The organism is Helicobacter bilis (genome assembly GCF_001999985.1).
Taxonomy (GTDB): domain Bacteria; phylum Campylobacterota; class Campylobacteria; order Campylobacterales; family Helicobacteraceae; genus Helicobacter_A; species Helicobacter_A rappini.
This window is the reverse complement of the sequence record NZ_CP019645.1, coordinates 1678830-1700005: the sequence shown is the minus strand read 5'-3', so window position 1 is coordinate 1700005 and position 21176 is coordinate 1678830. Positions and strand designations below refer to the sequence as shown.

Below are 21176 nucleotides of genomic sequence, written 5' to 3'. Positions count from 1 at the left end.
CAATTAATATACTAAATTAATCTTAGATTCTAAAATAAACCATCAAGGACTAACGCACATGCGTTTGTAAAAGTATATTTGGCTCTATTTGTATGTATTGTGTGGCAAGGTAGCGTTCAAGCTCTAAGTGGCGATTGAGTATGGGGAGTGAGTATTCGGCAATAATTCCTTTCTTGCTTAGATAGGCATAAGTCTCTGTTGTGGCAAACTCGCTCTCATCTTGCAAAATTCTCACTAAAGTATCAGTGTTAATAGAATCTCGAAAGTCTTTTTCATCTTCAAATATAAGTGTAAAATAATCAATATATTTTTCTTTCAATGCTTTTTGAAGTTTCTTGGGTGTGTCTTTAGTGATATTAGTATTTGAATCTTGTGTAAAATACTCTTTTGTAAAGCTAAGTCGTGTTTGTATTTGGAGTAAAAAGCTAATAAGCATAATCACACATACATGGAAAAAATCATCTTTTTCATACACACGCACACACATGCTATATGGCTTTTTTGTCTCATAGATATTATCAAGACTTGCTGTGCGTGCGATATTCTTTAAAAATTGGCTGTAATTGTGATTAAGATTATAGAGAAACTCAATCTCATCAGCACTCAAAATCTCACTAAAGCAACCAATAATATCCGAATACAAGCTATTATGTAAAATCACACTATTAGGGCTTGTCTGCACGAGTTTGCCAAGCAAGAGTTTGCTACCAAAGGGCTGCAAATAGCCCGGTGAAAATGTGCGTGGTGTGCCTGATACAAGCTTTGATTTATACGCACCATTAATACAGATTGATACCTTTAGCTTATTTGTCGCATAATTCATTTCAGCTTTATTGTAAGTAAAAAGGCTAAAATTTGAAGTGTCTTCTGGCAGGTTTGCGATTAAATCTGCAAGGCTTGTTTGTGTAACTTGTGAGGGGATAAAAATCTGCTTTGCTACCTCATAGATATAAGAATCTGTATAGATTAGAATTTGTGCGTGTAAGCTAAATCGCATATACTGCACTTCCTTTGCTGCTTCATGTATGTCATAAAATGAGCTGATAAATATAACACTAATGCCTTTATCCCATACTAAAAAGTTGCTTGTTTTCTCACTCGCCTGTAATTTCATAAAATCTTGTTTTGTAATGATTTCATAATCTATAAATTCTTTCTCTCTTACCCTTTTACTCTCCATTACACATAAAAACGGGCAGAAATCAAATATAGGCGTGAAAAGATAATAAAAGATTCTAGCGATTATAGAATCTTCTAAGAATGAGACATTGCCTATCATAATATTACTTGCTATTACTGCACCAATCTCATGTATAGCAAGTTTTTTGGTATGGATAAAGATATTTCCAAGCGGCATGAGTAAGACAGATTCTGTCTCTTGCAGGAGTTGCTTATAAGCGTAAGCATAGTATTTAAAGCTATCAAGTAGCATATAGACTTGCTCTTCATAAATGCTTTGTGGTGTGTTTGGATATAGCTCACAAAGTGTTGCAAAAAGGGCTGGTATGCATTCTTTTAATCGCCCGATGATAGAAGTTATGATATTACTTCTATTTTGCAGAATCTCTTCTTGCATTTTTTGTGCTTTTGCTAATTCTTCTTTTTCTTTCTCTGCATAGAGTGAAAATGTAGCTGGGGCATTATTCATACTTTGCATATTTAGTCTGTGCATATCTTGTGCGTTTAGGTATAAAATATCTTCTAGCTTATTTGTATTTGGCATAGATATTTGCAGGTTTTCTAAGTCTTTTAGAAATGAGATTTGCTTGTTTGTATCAATGGAATCTTTGCTAGATTCTGTATTAGAATCTTTATTAGATAAATTTGCTAAAAGCATCATTTGAGATAATACTAAAGGCTTTCTTAGCGTATAGTCAAAGGTTTCAAAGTTATATTGCTGTGTTTGAGTTAAAAGCGTAGAATCTTTTAGGGCATTAAGGCTATATTCTTTTTTAATCTCATCTTTTTTACTCTGGGCTAGACTTTGCAGGAAAGCTTTAGACTTTTTCTCCCATTCTTGTTTATTATAAAGCATTGAGATATAATCAAGTAAGCCATAGTTAAGACTTGTATGCACCCCCTTTAATCTCAAAGCAATCATATCGCTAAATTGCGTAGTAAAATAGCTTGTGCTAAATAGCTGTGCTTCATGCTTAGCTAAGATTCTATACAATGGATAGTGAAGACTTGCTTCTATCTCAAAGCGTATTTGCATATCAAGGCTTTTTGCAAGGGCGATAATAAACATATTTGTGCTTGTTATATGACAGGTTAGAATCTCTTTATATTGAAAGCATTTTGTAATCAAAGCGATTAAATTACTTCTAGCATTTGCCTTATTTGTAAAATGCGTATTAATAGAGCGGGTATGTGCGACTTTAAACTCCATAATATCATAGGTATAGTCTAAGTCTTTTAGTCTTACACATAGCTTTGCCTTATTTTGAGCACATAGCTTTTTGCTTAGCTCGGCGATATAATCTAGGGCTTCCAATGACATAAAATGATAGCTAGGCAAACTTAGCGTAATATCAACAGGATAGCTAATGTTTTTCACCGCATTTTCTATACTCGCTAAAAGCACAAAAAGATTCTCGCAGTCATTATCAAGGATAAGCATTTTTGCATTTGAGTTATTTAAAAGTGTTTGCAGATTGGCACTAAGCTCTGTAATGCGTTGTGTTTGATCTTTAAAATCTATGTTTAAGATAAGATTTAAAGGATTTATAATAAGCCCATTTACTTTATCTTGTGTGAAAAGGTCTAAACAAGTGTTTATAAAAGATTCTATATCGCTTTGTAGGTTTGGAAGTGGTGTAAAAACATAGAGTAAATTCTTTGCTTTTTTATGTGGCTTATATTTTTTTATATTGCTTGTTAGAATCTTATCACAGCCCTTTTTTGTATCCTTTAATAGTGCATGACTTGGCAATATTGAAAAACGATAGCAAATAAGTCTAAGCATCTCAAAGCTTGAAAAAAAGTGTTTAATAAATAAATTATCGAGTATGAAATTATCTAAAAAAGCGTAAAAATTTTGCGGAATCTTTGAGCCTTTTTCTATGTTTTTAATATGTATCAGCATAAATTGCTCTAAAAAATCCATATCGCTTTTACTTAAGGCTTTAGTGCGATGATAGATTTGCATATCTTTCTTTCTAATGTATCTTTTTGCGTTATTGAAATATGTTGTTGCGGTTGTAATTATCGCATTTTCATCATATATAGCCATTAGTTTTTACTCCATGCCTTATGTCTTAATTTCATAATGAATTATAGCAAATTAGATTTTATATTTGTAATCAAAGCATAGAGCTAATAAAAGGCAATGTTTTAGATTCTATTTTCTTTAAAAACGACAATAACTAAAACTCATCTATATCACTTAAATCTATACCTAACACAAGATGCACATAGTCATTAAACTGCCTCTCTGCTTCCTTACCATTACCCTTAAATTCCTCTATACCATCATCTCTAAAGATATAGCCTGCATAGAAGATATGTCGATCATACTTTTTCATTACTCGTGGCTTACCATCATAAAAATAAACCTCTTTTTGCATACCCCAAAAAGACTCTTTAACAAGGTTTATATTTCCAGACTTATCATAATAAATTTTAATAGGATCTCGTGGGTCTTCGTACAAACTTGTTGTCTTTTTATTATTTCTATTATAGAATGTTTCCTTATTGCCCCTGATTTCTAGTCTTGTTACGCAATATCCATTAAACATAAAGCAGTTCTTTCCCAAAATCCCAAAACTTAACCCATGCAAATAAACATTTCCATCACCGCTTATAGCGGTTACAATCCCATGTGGTTTACCATCAATGAAGTTTATTTCATAGCTGTCATGGTATATATCCGTAAAAAAGTTTATTTTATCAAGTTTGCCATCTTTATAGTGTCGTATCTCTTTTTGTTCGCCTGATATATCAAAAATAGTTATACTCCCATCACTAATCCTACCTTCTGTAAATGGCACAATAAGTGGCTCTTTATATTGACTTATCCAAACATCACCATGAATCTTATGGTCTTTGAGTGGTATTTCTATATATTTTTCATTGTCCGTATTATTGTTGTAACAACGCAAGATTCCATTGGAAAAATCCTTAGGCACTAATCGTTCAAATGGCGGTATCATAATCCTTGTGGTAAAGTCATATTTAAGTCCTTCTCTATTTGTCATCATTCTAAAATGAGTCCGAAAATCCCAAATTATATCTTCACCTTCTGCCAACTCACCAAAATATTTATAATCATATCCTAACACTCCAAGATTTTTTGTCCTGCCATTTTCCTCGATTTGACAGCCAGTAATATGTGTCATTTTTGCATACATGGGCTTTGCAATTATCACACAAAAGATAAGACATAATGCAATGCCTGTTGTTATTGCCCCTTTAGTAAAGCCACTCTCAAAGGTAGGTAATGTGCCAAATCGCTCTGCATCTTTACCTGTAGGCATGAGTGTAAATATAAAAACCACAATATTAAAGCCTAAAATAATAAGTTTTAATAATATTGCTACTTCTTGATTAAATTCAACTATCAAATCAATGAAAGCTAGACTTATAACAACCAAATAACCAATATAGTAGTATTTAGCGCTAAATCCCACATCGCGTATTCTCATAGCTCCTCTTACCATACTCATAAAAGCGTATAATAATCCCAACAACATAGCACAGAATTGTATGAATCCAATATAGTTTTTTAACTTTGCTGCCAATGTATAAGTGCCAATGTAATTTGCCCATACTAAAAATGACACTATTATCATAATATATATAGCCAACTCAACTAAAACCATAAACCAATATGCCTTTCTCGATATTCTAAACACATTGGAATCAGATATGCTGCTAAGGATTTTAAAATATAACACAAAACACCTTTTATAAACTTATATTGAAAGAGTGAAGTATATCGCATATATGATTATAGGAAGCTTAGATGGGTGTTGTTGATGGTTTAAATCTGTATTGATGTCTTTGTTAAAGAGTCTTTTTGTGTTTGTTATTCTTCTGCTTACTTATTGCCATGAGGGATAGAATCTTGAATTTGCATATCGTTATATTTAATTTTTTAAAAATGCGAAATATTCTTTTTTAGAATCTTTCGTAGATTCTAGATTTTTAGATATTTGCCTAAAGGATTAGTATGACAAGCGGGAGAGTGAGTATGATAAAATACATTGATACATTGTTGTTTTGAGACTCTTTTTTGTCATTTTGAGCGTTAGTGAAAAATCTCTATATCTGTCATTTTGAACCTTTGAAAAAAGGCGAAAAATCTCGTTTAGAATCTTTTTAGATTCCATATTGGTAGATACTTCACCCAAAGGCTTAGTTATGATAATCACTAAGCCTTAGATTCTAATTCCATTTGGTGCATTTTGACAAAACTTTAGAATCTGTTTTTATATATTCACACTTTTTTTGTAGAATAAAAGATTTATCATAGCGTTTTAAATCTTAAATCTCGTAAGCACAAGGAAATATCATGGTAAAGTTTCATTTAGGCTTTAAGAATCTAGCTATAAATACAGACGAGTCTAAGAGTGAGAGAGATGAAATCTTTACAAAATTACTCAATGAAAAAAAGCAGCAAGAAAGCGGCTACTATAATCTCCCCTATGAGACAAAAGCCCTGCAAGATTCCCTTGCATATATGCAGCATAATAGTGCGGTGCTAAAGGATCTCACGCATATTGTAATCATTGGCATAGGTGGAAGCTCACTTGGCTTAAAAGCCATTGATACAATGCTTTATCACTTGCCACACAGAAATAATATCGCAGTGAAGTTTTTAGAACATACAGATCCCTTAAAGATACAAAAATCACTGAAAAAAATTCGACTTCACACCACGCTTTTTATCGTGATTTCAAAGTCTGGCATGACGATTGAGACTACTTCTTTGATGAAATATTGCATTTGGCGGTATAATCTTTTGGAATCTTGTGTGAAAAATCGCCTACTTATCATCACAGATACAAACTCGCCACTTGATACATGGGCAAAGCAAAATGGCGTGTATAGCGTTGGGATTGAAAGCAATATTGGTGGGCGATTTAGTGTGCTTAGTGCGGTTGGAATCTTGCCTTTAATGCTGCTTGGCTATAAGGTAGATTCTATACTTAAAGGGGCAAGAGATTTGCAAGACTCTTTTCTTAAAAGAGAGGAAGAGCATATATTAGAAAAAGCACAATTTATGGCAAAAAATCATGATACTTTACCGATGAATATTTTGTTTTCATATTCTAGTTCTTTTAGAGATTTTAATCTTTGGTATGTGCAGCTATGGGGGGAGAGCTTAGGCAAGATTGATATGGATTCTAAAAAGATTGGCTTAACGCCTATTAGCCTTATAGGTAGTATCGACCAGCATTCATTTTTGCAGCTTATTTTAGAGGGTAAGCAGGATAAAACCATTACTTTTTTAGGCATTAAAGAAGAGGGGTATAATGAGCTTGTGATACCTGATATAAAATTGCAAGGATTAGAGCAAACTGATTTTGTAAATACAATTTCTTTCGCTAAACTACTTGCGACACAAAAAAAGGCTACAATGCGTGTTTTGCAAGATGAGGGTTTGCCTATTGACTGCATTGAGATTGATTTATTAAATGAAGAAAATATCGGCTGTCTTATCATGTATTATGAGCTGCTCACTTCAGCTGTTGGCTGCATTTTTGGCATACAAACCTATAATCAACCCGCAGTTGAAAGGGGTAAAAAGCTTTTGTGCGAGATGCTTAAATAGTTGAGTGGTGTTTATTGTAGAGTAAATTATTAAAAAACTTTATGCACTTAATTATAGAATGCTTACACTATGTCTTGTTGCAAACTTTTAGAATCTTTGTGTGTTGGGATCACAGCAATTTTACTTTGAAGCACTTTTACTATAAAAATATACATACAAATAGACTATATTACACTAAAATGGCAACCAACATGTAAAAAAATCTCCAAACACTTTAGATTTTACTCATACAACACAACATAAACATTCTGTGGTCCATGCACACCAAAAACGGTTTGTAACTCAATATCAGCTGTCCTGCTAGGTCCTGCTAGAAATACAATATTTGTTGGTAGATTAGAATCTTGTCCGCTAGTCTTTAGTATCTTAAATGCAGAAAAAAGATTTGGCACAATAGTTTCTTTATGCAATAAAATAATGCAAGTTTTCACCACAAGAGAAGCTAATCTAGGATTACACTCATTTGTCCCAAGTCCCACTATACCCAAATTTGCTACGCCTACTTGAGCGTGCAGAATACTTGCTTCAATGCTAAAAAGCTTATCACGCATAGAATCTACGCTTGTATCATACAGCAGGGTTTGTGTCTGTAAAGACTGCATAATAGAATCTTTCATATTTGCGATATTTTTCGCACAAAGCAATTCTTTAATATCGCATTCTTTAATAATCTCATTAATGCTATTTACTAGAGAATCTTTTGTCGTAGTTATGAGGTGTGCCATATTTGCCTTTTGATACTGCGTATAGACAGAGAGTAGATTCTCTCTATCATATATCATTGTGTCAAAATGTGTGGGCTTAACTGATTGTATAGGATTTGTGCGAGTTGCTTCTCTCACTGCTTGTAAAATGCTATCTCTACTCATAGATTACTCCTTTCATTTTCTTTACTTTTGCATGGAGATTCCCATTTAGTGTTGGCAACTCATGGTTTTGTAGCCATTTGCCAAGCATACTTTTCTGCACGAATGAAAAAGGTGCTACATATCGCAATAATGGTGAGAAAATATGTATCATTTTGAAAGCCATACGCCATTTAAAGCCATTAGTCGCTGCTTTGCTAAACTGCTGCATCATTTTTTGCTCTTTAACATCTCTTTGTGTCTCATGATAGCCCGCTATTTTCATACGCCCTTGTCCTACTCTCTCACTGCGTAAATCGCGTATGAGTTCAGCTAATGGAATCTTAACGGGGCATTTCTCACTGCAACGCCCACAAAGACTGCATAAATTTGTCATATAGCCGCAATTATTTAGCCCAAAAATCTGTGGCGAAATGACTTCGCCAATAGGTCCGGGATAGGTTACAAGGTAGGAATGTCCCCCGATTTTATCATACACTGGGCAGTGATTAAGACAAGTCCCGCAGCGGATACAGCTTAGGGCTTTATGAAAATGAGGCTCGGCTAGCATTTTTGATCGATTGTTATCAAGCATAATGATATGCACTTCTTTTGGTCCATCAAGCTCGTTTTCTTTTCGTGGGCTTGAGATAATATTGTTGTAGCAAGTAATGGGTGCTCCAGTGGCAGAAGGCACAAGCAGAGTATCTAGCACACACGCATCTTCAAAGCTTTCTACAATCTTTTCAATACCACAAATGGCTACATGTATATCACATGCACTAGAGCTCATACGCCCATTGCCCTCATTCTCAAGTAGCCAAATAGCCCCCTCATTTGCAATGGCGAAATTCACACCTGTTAAGCCCATTTTAAAACTTTGAAACTGATTTCTCAAATGCACTCTTGCTATGCCATTTAGCTCTTCTGGGACATTTGTAAAGCTTACTTTAAGATTCTCTTCAAAAATCTTTCCTATTTGATTGCGATTTTTATGGATTGCAGGGACTACTATATGCACCGGTGTCTCATCTATAAGCTGGATTATAAGCTCACCTAGATCAGTCTCTACTGCTTTTACACCCTTTTCTTTCAAAAACGCGTTTAAATGTATCTCTTCACTTGCCATAGATTTACCCTTAAGGATAGTATCTACATTTTTCTCTTTTGCAAGATTATAGATAATCTCATTTGCTTCTTTAGAATCTTTAGCCCAATGCACTTTTATGCCTTGCTTTGTAGCATTAGATTCAAACCTTTCTAAAAGCTCGGGTAGATTACTTAACGCTCTTTGCTTGATTTGTCTGCCAAGCTCACGCAAACCCTCCCAATCATAATAGCGACTAGCAATTAGCCTTTTTCTATTTGCCTTTAAAGCGTCCATTGATGACTTGAGATTCGTGCGTAATTGAGAATCACTCAAATGCGTAACGATAGAATCATGATAGTCTGTTGGTGAATGATATGTATTTGCACTCATCACATAACCTCTCTTTATATTAGAATCTTAAAATTAGAATCGTTTTGTATAAACATTCTAGCGACATTCTATGATTTTTCTTTTTATTTGCATGATTTTATGAATGTGAAATATAAAATAAGGAAAATTGGTAAAGTTTATGTTGTGATTTATCATGTTTGTAGAAGCTAGATTTCAATTAATCTCATAGATTCTACAATGCAGTTTGCCACATCTTGAATATACATAGATTTCAAGTGTGGATAATCTTAGCGGATTGCTGATAGCTCTTTTGTGATGGTTTGAAGCTCTGTTATTGCTTGTGTTTTGTTTTCTATATCATTTTTAAGCTGTTCTAGCTGCTTATCATATTCGCTAAAGAGTTCATTACCTAACTCCACTTTTTTTAATGTTTGTAAAATACGATTTGCGTGTTTTGTAATATCTTCTTTTACTTCATTTTTGAGTGTAGCAATGAAATTTTTTGCTTCTTCCATAAAGGATTCTGCTGCCCATCCCTCTAGTGTCCCACTTCCTTCTGGTAGTCTGTGGTTTGTATAGGATATATCTGGCAGGTCTATAGAATTTACTATGCTTTGCAAGATATATCGCAAACGATTGATATTAATACTTGTTTCATCACCACCATTATCAATAATGGATTTTCTTAATGCTGGGATAATCTCTTTTGGCACTTTATCTTTAAAGCTTTGCATAGCATTAAAATTACTATCTCTAATTTCTTGTTCTATATTTTCTATCAAATTACTCAACGCACTTTTTACAGCACCTGTTCTAATTGTTGTTACAGAATATGTTTCGGTTTCTGTTTTGGTGCTACCCCAACTAAAAGGATTATACCACTTAGATGTGCTAACCTCATAAGTTTCTGTTTTGGTTTCCACGCTTTCAGCATTATCCACATCGCCTGTTGCCTCTCTATATTTTGCATTGAGTTTATTAATAAGGCTATCTTTTAAATCTCTTTCAAAATAGCTAAGGGTATTTTGATAGGCTAGATTTACATCCATACTCGCTGTTTCTTTTGTATTTTGTATTTGCTTTCTTTGTTCTTCTAGCTCTTTTATATCTGTGCTTTCTAGCTCACTTTTTAGTTCACCGACATACTTCACTAAATCTTGTAGATATTTATCTACAATTTCTGCTTTTTGTTTGCTGAAATCCTGCACTTTTTGCTGCATGATTTCATTTTTTCGCCCTGCTACCTTATCTAGAATCGTTTTTAATTCAGCAATTTTTGCTAACTCATCTAAGTTTGCTTCTGTTTTGCTTCTATCGCTATTAAATTCTTCGGGATAATTTGTCCTTAAAAGCTTTATTGTATGTGCTTCTATCTCATCAAGTTTGCTTTCATCATCTAAGTTTTCTTTATGCTTGTAGAGATACCAGAGGTGCATATTACGCTTTCATCGCCATTTTGTAATAGACTATCATAGGCATCGCCTACTTCTGGGTTACTCTTTTTTAACCCATCTATTCTTTTTACCATTTCACCTGCTAATACGCTTCTAACACGATTTAGTGCCACTTTAAAATCACCATTTGCATCACTTTTTATGCTACCCATAAGTTGTGTATCAACTTTTGAGGCGACCGCATAAAGCTCTCTTATGCCATTTTTATGCGTGATTCTATCCATTAAGTCCAAGTCTTCGTTACTCATAAACTGCCCAGCAGGCGATACGATAAATATCACATCACATTTGCCTAGCTCATCTCTTGTTCTCTGCTCTCTTGATACTACGGGATCATTTACTCCGGGCGTGTCTATAATATTTACATCTTTAAAGCTATCTGTTTGAAACTTGATTTTAACATTGCGAGTGAAAGGCATATATTTACCACTAGAGCCAACATACTCTTCTAAAGATTTTTGTAAATCCTCTAAACTATCAAATATAACTTGTTTATGAGAATCTAAGCTATTTATATCAATGCCAGATTTTCTTATCCTATCATATTGATCTTTACTTGCAGCCATGCGAGATTCTGAAAGCTCACTTGTCGTTCTTCTTTGTGCGTCTTGCAAGAGTTCTGCTTCACTCTTACTCGCATATTTTTTATTCTTCTTTAAGTTTTCTATTTTTTCCTGTGTAATTCTTTTAAACTCTGTTTCATAAAGTTCAGAATCTTTTTTAATATTAGCAATATCTTCTTTTGTGAAAAAATCCACTTCAATAGCAAACTTTTCTCCATAGCCTATCTCTGTTAATGCCGCAGTCATGGGTGTAGCTGCTTTTGGTAATACATTTTTCCCATTAAAAGCGATTGCGTTTAAAAGAGAGCTTTTACCAGCTTTTACGCGTCCTACAATGCCTATTTTCATCAATCTTTCAGTATCGCTTAAATCTTTTAGTGAAGATTTAAGATTCTTATGCATGAATAGCTCTTTGTTGTATAGAATCTATTCATGCTGCACCATAAACTAAAAGTTATTTATGCAACTTCTTCTCAATAATAGCTTTGCTTGGATACATAAAGAATGTGTTGTATTTAATATTAATGCCTTCTTTATTATCAGTTGCATAAGATTTAATTGTAAGCGGCATGTTTTTGTCCGTATCTATCGAATCATTATAATCGCCCTTTGCACGCAATATAACAACAAGGAATTTCGCATCATTTGGCTCTATTAAAAATTCCTTTTTATCCTTATAATCTGGCATGATAATCTCAAACTTATCTGCCATATCACCATCTACTTCAAAAGCAAAAGTATGTGGCTCTCTATCAATATTCTGCACGACAAACTTATATACATTATCAATCGCACCACTCTCTCGCACGATATAAAGCTCTGATGCTCTTGTGATATTTAATAGCATACTCTTATGAGATTTACCCACAAAAATAAGCAATCCAAATATAAGTGTCAATATCACCATATATGCAATAGTTTTAGCCCTTAAAAGTCTTGGCTTTGTCTTTTTCTCCATAGCATTTGGTGAACTCCAAGTAACAAGGCTTGGTAGATTAAACTTCGCCATAACAGCAGAACACGCATCAACGCATTCTAAGCAATGGATACATTCAAGCTGTGTGCCTTTTCTAATATCAATATGCGTTGGACACACTTTCACACAACTTTGACAATTCGTGCATTCATTATGTGGGTCTTGCTTTTTAGGTGCAATGCCTATTGCACTGCCATTTGGGTTATATAACAATCCCCCTCTTTTTGTATCATAGATAGACATAAGCGTATCGTTATCAAAAAAGACTGACTGCACTCTTGCATAAGGACACATATAGATACAGAATTTTTCAGCGATAAAGCAGACCTCAATCGTCATAAATGAAGCAACAACAAGCCAAAATCCAAGTAAAACTCTATGTTCTTCAAAATCTCTAGCATATACAAAAAAATCTTCTGGCGGAACAAAAAAGAATAAAAAGTCAGCAGTAGCAATAAGGGCAATACATGCAAAAAGCACAATGCCTAGCACATATTTAAACTTTTTCATCGGTGTGTCAAGCTTTAAGACTTCTTGCTTATTTGATATTTTCTTTCTTAATCCAAGTAGTTGAGTTTGAATAATATCACGATACACAGAGCGGAAAATAGTCTGCGGACAGCCCCAACCACACCAAAATCTCCCCGCCATAACGGTCATAAAAAAGATACCAACAAAAAGCATCATAAGCATAAAAGTCATAACATAAAATTCTTGTATGCTATACTCAATGCCTAGCACATGCAATACCTTATGGTCAAAAGAGAGCAAAAAGATATGATTTTGTGCTTCCCCGATACGAATGAAAGGGACGACTAAAAGCACGATTGTGAGTATAATGTAGCCTATATGTCGCTTTCTGCGAAAGTTTTCAATCTTAGCACCATTTTTTTGTGTATTAGAATCTGAAGCGGCTTGCATAATCAATCCTTTAAGTAGTCTTTGATAGCTAGAATCAAAGTTTCGGGTTAATTTGATGATTATACATATTTTAATGTTAAAATTACATTAAAGTGTTAAATTTTGTAACTTTATTTAAAATTAATACTAAGGAATGCTATGTTACAAGCAATAAATGTGAGTATGCGCTATGCAACAAAAACATTATTTGAAAATATAAATATAAAGCTTGATAGTGGAAAGAGATATGGGCTTATTGGGGCAAATGGTGCAGGTAAATCGACTTTTCTTAAGATTCTAAGTGGTGAGATAGAGGCAAGTAGTGGCGATATTGTGCTAAATAGCGGTTTGCGTCTTGGTGTGTTAAGTCAAAATCAATACGCATTTGAAGATTTAAGCTTGAAAGATGCTGTGCTGATTGGCAATAAAAGGCTATATGACGCGGTAAAAGAGAAAGAGAATCTGTATGCAACAGCGGATTTAAGCGATGATAAAATCAATTCTCGTTTAGGTGAGCTTGAGATGATTTGCGTGGAAGAAGATCCTATGTATGAATGTGAAGTTGTGATTGAAAAGATTCTAGAGGACTTAGGATTCCCAGCAAATACACATAATGAATTAATGAAAACACTCACAGGCGGGGATAAATTTAAGATTCTATTAGCACAAGTTTTATTTCCAAAGCCAGATGTATTACTGCTTGATGAGCCGACAAATAACCTTGATTTAAGTGCTATTGCATGGCTTGAAGAAAATCTTAGAAGACATGAGGGCACACTTGTAGTTATTAGCCATGATAGGCACTTTTTAAATGCGGTTTGCACGCATATTTTAGACCTTGATTTTAAAACACTGAGAGAATTTAGCGGTAATTATGATGATTGGTATATCGCAAGCACATTAATCGCAAAGCAGCAGGAAATGGAGAGAAATAAAAAGCTAAAGGAAAAAGCGGAGTTAGAAGACTTTATCCGCCGCTTTGGTGCAAATGCAAGTAAGGCAAAACAGGCAACTTCAAGGCAAAAACAGCTTGATAAACTAAACCTTGAAGCCTTGCAAATATCAAGCAGAAGAGACCCAAGCATTGCTTTTAAAATTAAAAGAAATATAGGCAATGAAGTGTTAAATGTTGAGAATCTTAGCCACTCTTATGGCGACTTAGTAATATTTCAGAATCTAGATCTCAATGTCTTGCCCGGTGATAAAATCGCATTAATCGGTGCAAATGGCGTTGGCAAAACCACACTTTGTAAGATTCTAGCAGAGCAATTACAGCAAAATAGCGGCGTAGTAAAATGGGGAGCGACTATTGAAATGGGCTACTTCCCGCAGGATACAAGCGAGATTATCAAAGGCGAAGAAACGCTATATGAATGGCTAAGGGCATTTGATAAAAGTGTAGATTCTAATGAGATTAGGACATCACTTGGGCGAATGCTATTTAATGGCGAAGAGCAAGAAAAAAGCGTGGGGGCATTAAGTGGTGGTGAAAAACATAGAATCATGCTGTCAAAACTCATGCTTGCTAAAAGCAATTTTTTACTCTTAGATGAGCCGACAAACCACCTTGACCTAGAAGCCATCATTGCATTAGGCGAAGCCCTTTATAACTATGTAGGCGGTGTAATATGTGTAAGTCATGATAGAGAACTCATCGGTGCATATGCGAATAGAATCATAGAACTTGTTATTGATTCTAAAAATGGTGGCACAAAAATGATTGACTTCCGCGGCAGCTATGAAGAGTATTTGGAAACGAAGAAGTAAAATATTTGTTGATAGAAACTAGTATCTCTTGATAATATATGGGGAAATAGTAGCGTATTATATAGTTTCTAGAAAAAGTATGAAGAAAAACTCTGCAAGAGTCTTGGTTAGACAATTTTTGGTGCATGAATACTTTTTCATGAGAATTAGCTAATATTGATCAATACGCAATAACCAAGCCCCCCAAACTAGAGAAACAACACAGGTACACGAATAGATCTAGGCTTCTTATTTTTATGACAAGCGTTAAGATTATCAGAATTTTTTTAAAGGATAGCTTGAAAATCGCCTTATAAATGTAAATAGTGATTAAGTTTCACTCCCAAACACTTACAAAACTTTACATTAAGAATTTTCAGCAAGCTACCCATATGTATCTATATACTACAATTCAATTTTTTACCACCATTAATAACACTAGCTTACTAATAATTATATAATTTAATTTCAGTTTTTCCCTATAAATAAAAATACCAAAGATAAGCCACAAAAAATAATATGGAATTTGACTATTTTGAAATACTTGACTTGTTGTTTTTTTTTGTAGAATCCTGAGATTAATTAAGTTTATTTAAACTATCTTGGTTTTTATTTGGTTACATCATGTCTCAGAAACTCGACTTAGAATCACTTTTTATTCAGCATGATTTATTGCTTATTGATGGATATTCACTTGCCAAAATATCCTTTGATAATGAGTATGATTTGGTTTTAGAACCAATTTTGAAAAAACTCAAAAAGAGAATTTATTTACCATATAGCATATTTGAAAAATTACAAGGAGATCCTAGAATCTACAAAAAATATTTTGGAATACAAAAATACATTGTAGTTAGTCAAGAATATAATACTATAAATGAAGCCATACTTGCAAATAAAAACAAAAAGATTTTAGTCATAGTTGGCGATATTATAACGGGTAATCAAGTATTAAGGCGTAAAAAGACGGCGGTATTTTTCGGCAAAAAGGATTTTAGTTTCTTTAATAAAGGCAAAACTAAATCGCAAACACATAGAACACAAACAAAAAAACTAAATACAGACAAAATAAAAATAAAGGGGAACATTCCGGCACTTAATGAAACAATACATTATAAAGACAAGAACAAACCGGTCGCCATAAAGCTTACAAAAGAATTAGCAAAAGGTGGGGAAGGCATTGTATATGAAACAGATTCTAACTATTTAGCAAAGATTTATAAAACAGATGAACACAACAAAGATCAATTAAAAGTCCCAAAATACACACAACAAAAACTAAAAAAGTTTGAAGAAGTAAAGCTTGATGAATATTCCAAGCAACATATATATCTACCACTAAAAACGCTATATAATAACAATAATGAGTGGATTGGGTTTTTAATGAATAGGGCAAAAGGTAAGCCAATACAATATATTTTAGGTGGTAGCAAGGAGAGAAATAAGCATTACCCAAACTGCAACTATAAAGATTTAATTGAAATGTGTATTAATTTTTTGAAGTTAAACATAAAACTACATGAAAAAGACATTATTATTGGGGATATTAATCCTAATAATGTGCTTTTTGACACGGACAATAATATTTCACTTATAGATTGCGATAGCTTTCAAATAGATAAATTTCCCTGCCCTGTAACAACAGAGGCATTTTTGCACCCATCCCACAGAGGTAAAAACATGAATAAATTTATGCGAAATTTAGCAGATGAATATTATGCGATTGCAGTATTTCTATTTCTACTCGCACATGTAGGTAGATACCCCTATGATTGCAAGGGTAGTGATAGGGATAAATCTCAAAAAGAAATGAGATTCCCATACATTGTCGGTGGCAATAGTGGGAAAGCCCCAGATAAAGGGCAGGAGTATTGGGAAAAGCTAGACCAGACACTGCAGGAGTGTTTTTATCAAACTTTTCAAAAAGGTGGAAAATATGCAGATGAAAAAAATATTTTAAAACCAGAAATATGGTTAAAGCATTTTGAAAAATTTCACAAGAGTTTATAATTGCCTGTATTGCTTAAAGTGTTAAACTTTGGATTTATTGATAGGGAATTGTTTGTTATATTTAAGTGAATTAAAATTTATTAAATCCAAATTTTAGCGGTTTAAGCCGCAATATTTTAATGTAGGAGTTAGCATGAGTGATTTAAATGAAGAAATCGTTAATGAGTTGGCAGATAATCCCACAAAAAGAGTGCCTGTGTGTCTATGCCTTGATACAAGTAGCTCTATGGGCGGCAGTCCCATTATGCAGTTAAATGAGGGTGTTAAGCTATTTTATGAAGCAATCAACAATGATGTTGTGGCAAAACAATCCGCTGATGTATGTATCGTTACATTTGGATATAATGGTGTAGAATGTAGGCAAGATTTTCAAAGTATAGCAGAAGAGATGCCGCCTAGCTTTTCTTCAGGTGGAAATACGCCTATGGGAAGTGCTGTAACTATGGCTTTGGATTTATTGGAAGGTAGAAAAAAGGAATATCAAGACAATGGTGTTGAATATTTTCAACCTTGGCTTGTTTTAATCACAGATGGAGCACCAACAGATAATTATACAAATGCTGCACAAAGGGCAAGCGATTTGGCTAACAACAAAAAGCTTACCGTGTTTGCAATTGGTGTAGATGGATGCAATTTGGAAGTATTAAAGCATTTTTCGCCAAAACGAGCACCCATAATGCTAAAAGGATTAAATTTCCCAGAGTTTTTTCAATGGTTATCACAAAGTGTAGCGATCACTTCGCATTCAAAGCCGGGCGAAGAAATTAAATTGCCTGATACAAGTGGTTGGGGAACACTATAAAAGCATTGTATTGCAATAGATTTTAAGGAGAATATATGCAGGAATTTATCTCTATTTGCTATGAAACACAAGGGCGAAGTCATGTAGGCTCAAAGACACCATGTCAAGATAGGGCATATAGCCTTATAGATTCTGATATTGGCATTATAACACTATGTGATGGTGCTGGAAGTGCAAGGCTGTCTCACTATGGAGCAGAGAGAACAAGCAGGGTTGTGGCAAATCTTATGAGAGATAACTTCGGTAGATATTATACAGAAGCTGAGCCTAGTGTAGTAGCAAAAGAGATTCTAGAATCCATTAATAATGAGCTTATAAAAGAGAGTGAAACTAGAACAAATGAGCTAAAAGATGGGGCGTATAAGGAGATTCAGAGACTATTGGAAAAAGGTCGAAATGATCTTAATAGTGTGTGTTGTAATATTGACTTTAATTATAAGGCAGAATTAGAATGCAAAGTGGATTCATTAAATAAGGATATAAGAGAATTGCATAATCGCAAGGATAAAAGCAAAAGAGAACATGACTCTTATCGCAAGGATTTACAAACCGATATAGAAGAGTATTGGCAGGAATATAAAGAAAGGATAAATAATTTAAGAATTTTTTATATTAAAATCCTAAAGAAACAGCATAAAAAATCTTTAAAAAAATTTTTTAAGAAATTTCTAAATTTTTTCTCTAAAGAAGATGAATTAAGTGGTATTAAAGATATAGAATCTTTGTGTAAATACATGCAAGATTCTATATCACAAGAAAATGGAAGCCTAAAAGGATTATTAAGCAAAATAGAATCTAGTATGAATGATATTAAAGCAGACAAGCAAGAAAAGATTGCAAACATTATAAAAGACTTAGAGAAAATAGGACAAGATATACTTAAAACATTAAAACAAGTATATAAAGATATAAATAAACACGCAAAAGAGCTGCAAGAGAAATTAAAAAAGCAAAAAGATGAGCTAGAGATACAGCAGGGAGAATTACATAATCATATTTTAAAAACAAAGAAAGAGTTTAAACTTATCATTAAAAACTTCATGCAATGCTATGAAGCAGCCGCACAAAGAGAACAAGATTTACTAGAAAAAGCAATAAAAGATAAAGAGAGTAAAAAAAGCAAACTACAATCACACATAAAAGATCATGATGACTTAAAACAAAAATTAAGCAAAGCTAAAAATGCTTTTAATAGTAAGAAAAATGAGATAAAAGAACAAATAGAGAAAATTAAAAAATACTCTAAAGAGAGATTCTACAAAGAGAGTGATATAGATAGTATTAAAATAAATGAGCTACAAAATGTGCTAGATTCACTAGAGAATACAAGAAGGACATGTTTGGATTTTATAGCAAATAAAATAAACATGCAAAATAGGGATATGGAGAAAAAGATAGAAATAAATCTAGAATCTCTTTTAGAAAATATAAAAAAAGAGATTACTAATAGCGTTTGTACACCAAAAGACCTAGCCTCTACCTTGCTGTTTGCAGCGATTAAGGGAGAGCAATGTCTTATAGGGCATTTAGGTGATGGGGCTATTGGTGGGCTTTATGGAAATGAACTTAAATGTATCTCAAATCCAGATAATGGAGAACATGCAAATGAAACATATTTTGTAACTACAAAACATGCAGAAAGAGCATTAAAGATTATAAAAGGAAATATAAAAGAAAAAGATATTCATGCTTTTGTATTAATGTCAGATGGTAGCACAGAGGGATTATATAGCAAAAGAGAGAATAAATTTATAGAATCTTTGCAAAAACATATGTTAGCAATAAGAGAAGGACAAGATAAAGTCAAAAAAACAACAAGATATAGAAAATCTTATAGAAAAAGTAAAAGAGCAAAAAAGCTTTGATGATTGTAGTATTGCGATATTGGTAGAAAACTAACAAGGCACTCTACTTGAATTACTAAAAGATCGTGAAACAAAAATCTATCGCATGATACATTACAACATGTCTATACGATATATAGGAAAACTATAAAATAAACTTTATATTTGCCGCAAAATGCCTAAAAGCAAGTATTTGCATGGGAAATAAAATAAAACTTAACATAGAATAATTTCTTTGAAACTTACTCATTGGAAACAAAATGCCCCCTTATGCAACCACAAAGCAATATATGTTAAATTTACAAAAACAATATAGAATCCTTTGCAAAAAATCTATAAAAAGGAATGCAATGTTTCGCAATATGCTTAAATATTATCTGCATGTTGTTTTATTTATCATGTTTATAAATACAAATTATTTATTTTCGCAAAATTATGGTGGAAATTATGATTGGCGTATGCTTGGTGGGGGACCATTGCAGCTTGTATCATTTCACATTGGCACAAATACAAGTATCAATCGCAATTCCACAGGCTATAATATCGGTGGGAGTGTGGGGTGGAACTATCTATCGAGTTTTTATAACGCATTTGATGGCATTGATCATATTTTTGATATGGGCGTAAGAGTTAAATACATGTTTAATGATTCTATTATTAAAAGCCATCTTGTTGGGACGGAGCTTTATTTTCATTTCCCATGTAGCACGACTAACCTTTTTCGTCATGCACCACAGCCTCTTTCGCTTATTATCGGCGGTGGAGCAATCTTTGCAAAAAATAATACTCAAGCACAGAATCTATCTTTAAACGAAACAACAGGGTATTATGTAGAAGTGGGTGTTGGACTTTTTAAATACTTTGTTATTAATGCAAATTTATTATATCGTGCGAGTTTTTTTCAACCAAATGCTTTGAATATACAGCCTATCGAGCATAATTTCCTTGTGGAATTTGCGATTTTTTAGGGATTATAAGTTTAATCACTTACTTATTAAAAGCTGGTGCTATCAAAGCAGCTGGGATATAAATCGGTAGGGCAACAGCCGTTATAGCAGCAGCTGGATATACCGCAAATGGAAAGCGAAGTGAGAGCTGCACGGAGTGTTGCGTGGGGGCATTTGTGATAAAATCGCTTCTAAATACAAGTGAAGCATGCACGGGGCTACTTGGTAAAATAAGCATACCAGCATCTATATATGTCCCACCATTTATGCCTATATTATCAAGTCTGCCACCAACCCCAAATACTACACTTGCAACCTGCCAACCTTGAATGTTAAACAAAGGCGGATGATAATATGTCTCAATGCCAAATCTATGTGTGCCATAACTTCTTACATCAAAGCTATACTCATATCTACCCTTTACACCAAAATTTAAGATTCTACAAGATGACCCGCCAATCCCCATCCACCCTATATCAAATGCAAGATGATGGGCTGGAAGTTGTCTATCCATCATAATAGAATCTGTGCTATGTGAAGATAGACTAAAGCCATATCCATATTCTGCTCCAAAAATATTACTAATAGCACTCAAATAGGTCATATTTTTATAAAAAGGCATGTTTTCATTCAACAAATCCCCATCGGATATATAGCGAATAAAAGATTCACAAGCCCTAGCGCTATTGCCTATAAAGATACTTATGATAAGAATGTATAAGGTATGTTTATAGAGTTTATTATAAAGTAGCATAAATGATAACCCCCATAGATTTGAATCTGTCTATTATAGCATTTGTTTGTTTTAAGAGAATGGCTTTGTTATAAATTAATCCGTTGTGATTATAGCAGGCAATGTGCTTTTAGATTCTA

15 protein-coding genes are annotated in these 21176 nt (G+C 33.5%); 6 read left to right on the top strand and 9 right to left on the bottom strand.

The window, feature by feature from the left end:
• Nucleotides 1-49: 49 nt before the first annotated feature.
• The 3 genes from XJ32_RS07840 to XJ32_RS11945 form a co-directional block, all read right to left on the bottom strand.
• Nucleotides 50-3232: a hypothetical protein gene (locus XJ32_RS07840; protein WP_077388928.1), complete on the bottom strand. Its 3183-nt coding sequence runs from the start codon at nt 3230-3232 to the stop codon at nt 50-52.
• Between the two features lie 133 nt (nt 3233-3365).
• Nucleotides 3366-4895 (bottom strand): DUF805 domain-containing protein, encoded by a 1530-nt coding sequence (locus XJ32_RS07835; protein ID WP_155761486.1) that lies wholly within the window; start codon nt 4893-4895, stop codon nt 3366-3368.
• Between the two features lie 270 nt (nt 4896-5165).
• Entirely contained in the window at nt 5166-5372 is a 207-nt protein-coding gene (locus tag XJ32_RS11945) for a hypothetical protein (RefSeq protein WP_155761485.1), read from the bottom strand.
• Between the two features lie 140 nt (nt 5373-5512).
• Here XJ32_RS11945 and XJ32_RS07830 point away from each other — a divergent pair, with 140 nt between their 5' ends.
• Nucleotides 5513-6775, top strand: a complete 1263-nt coding sequence (locus XJ32_RS07830) for a glucose-6-phosphate isomerase (RefSeq protein ID WP_077388926.1) — start codon at nt 5513-5515, stop codon at nt 6773-6775.
• 221 nt (nt 6776-6996) lie between these two features.
• On the opposite strand, the gene XJ32_RS07825 is transcribed toward XJ32_RS07830, so the two are convergent.
• The 5 genes from XJ32_RS07825 to ccoG form a co-directional block, all read right to left on the bottom strand.
• Nucleotides 6997-7644: a LutC/YkgG family protein gene (locus XJ32_RS07825; protein WP_077388925.1), complete on the bottom strand. Its 648-nt coding sequence runs from the start codon at nt 7642-7644 to the stop codon at nt 6997-6999.
• The gene (locus XJ32_RS07820) at nt 7637-9100 is read right to left on the bottom strand and encodes a LutB/LldF family L-lactate oxidation iron-sulfur protein (protein WP_077388924.1); all 1464 of its coding nucleotides are present in this window, start codon (nt 9098-9100) and stop codon (nt 7637-7639) included. Before XJ32_RS07820 ends, XJ32_RS07825 begins: the two co-directional genes overlap by 8 nt.
• 248 nt (nt 9101-9348) lie before the next feature.
• Complete coding sequence (locus XJ32_RS07815; protein WP_077388923.1) at nt 9349-10497, bottom strand: V-type ATP synthase subunit I domain-containing protein; 1149 nt, start codon at nt 10495-10497, stop codon at nt 9349-9351.
• Nucleotides 10458-11480 carry a dynamin family protein gene (locus XJ32_RS07810; RefSeq protein ID WP_077388922.1) on the bottom strand — a complete coding sequence of 341 codons (1023 nt, stop codon included), beginning with the start codon at nt 11478-11480 and terminating at the stop codon, nt 10458-10460. Before XJ32_RS07810 ends, XJ32_RS07815 begins: the two co-directional genes overlap by 40 nt.
• Before the next feature lie 52 nt (nt 11481-11532).
• Nucleotides 11533-12975 carry a cytochrome c oxidase accessory protein CcoG gene (gene ccoG, locus XJ32_RS07805; protein ID WP_077388921.1) on the bottom strand — a complete coding sequence of 481 codons (1443 nt, stop codon included), beginning with the start codon at nt 12973-12975 and terminating at the stop codon, nt 11533-11535.
• Nucleotides 12976-13113: 138 nt separating this feature from the next.
• Between ccoG and abc-f the strand changes: the two genes are divergently transcribed.
• The 5 genes from abc-f to XJ32_RS07780 all read left to right on the top strand — a co-directional run bounded on the left by abc-f (nt 13114) and on the right by XJ32_RS07780 (nt 20324).
• On the top strand, nt 13114-14721 hold the full coding sequence (gene abc-f / locus XJ32_RS07800) for a ribosomal protection-like ABC-F family protein (RefSeq protein ID WP_077388920.1): 1608 nt from the start codon (nt 13114-13116) through the stop codon (nt 14719-14721).
• A gap of 603 nt (nt 14722-15324) precedes the next feature.
• Complete coding sequence (locus tag XJ32_RS07795) at nt 15325-16710, top strand: hypothetical protein (protein ID WP_077388919.1); 1386 nt, start codon at nt 15325-15327, stop codon at nt 16708-16710.
• A gap of 133 nt (nt 16711-16843) precedes the next feature.
• Nucleotides 16844-17512 (top strand): vWA domain-containing protein, encoded by a 669-nt coding sequence (locus XJ32_RS07790; RefSeq protein ID WP_077388918.1) that lies wholly within the window; start codon nt 16844-16846, stop codon nt 17510-17512.
• A 35-nt stretch (nt 17513-17547) separates the two neighbouring features.
• Nucleotides 17548-19377 carry a protein phosphatase 2C domain-containing protein gene (locus XJ32_RS07785; RefSeq protein ID WP_077388917.1) on the top strand — a complete coding sequence of 610 codons (1830 nt, stop codon included), beginning with the start codon at nt 17548-17550 and terminating at the stop codon, nt 19375-19377.
• Nucleotides 19378-19706: 329 nt separating this feature from the next.
• Entirely contained in the window at nt 19707-20324 is a 618-nt protein-coding gene (locus XJ32_RS07780; RefSeq protein WP_004088188.1) for a hypothetical protein, read from the top strand.
• 19 nt (nt 20325-20343) lie between these two features.
• On the opposite strand, the gene XJ32_RS07775 is transcribed toward XJ32_RS07780, so the two are convergent.
• Nucleotides 20344-20937 carry a hypothetical protein gene (locus XJ32_RS07775; protein ID WP_254422315.1) on the bottom strand — a complete coding sequence of 198 codons (594 nt, stop codon included), beginning with the start codon at nt 20935-20937 and terminating at the stop codon, nt 20344-20346.
• Nucleotides 20938-21176: the final 239 nt, after the last annotated feature.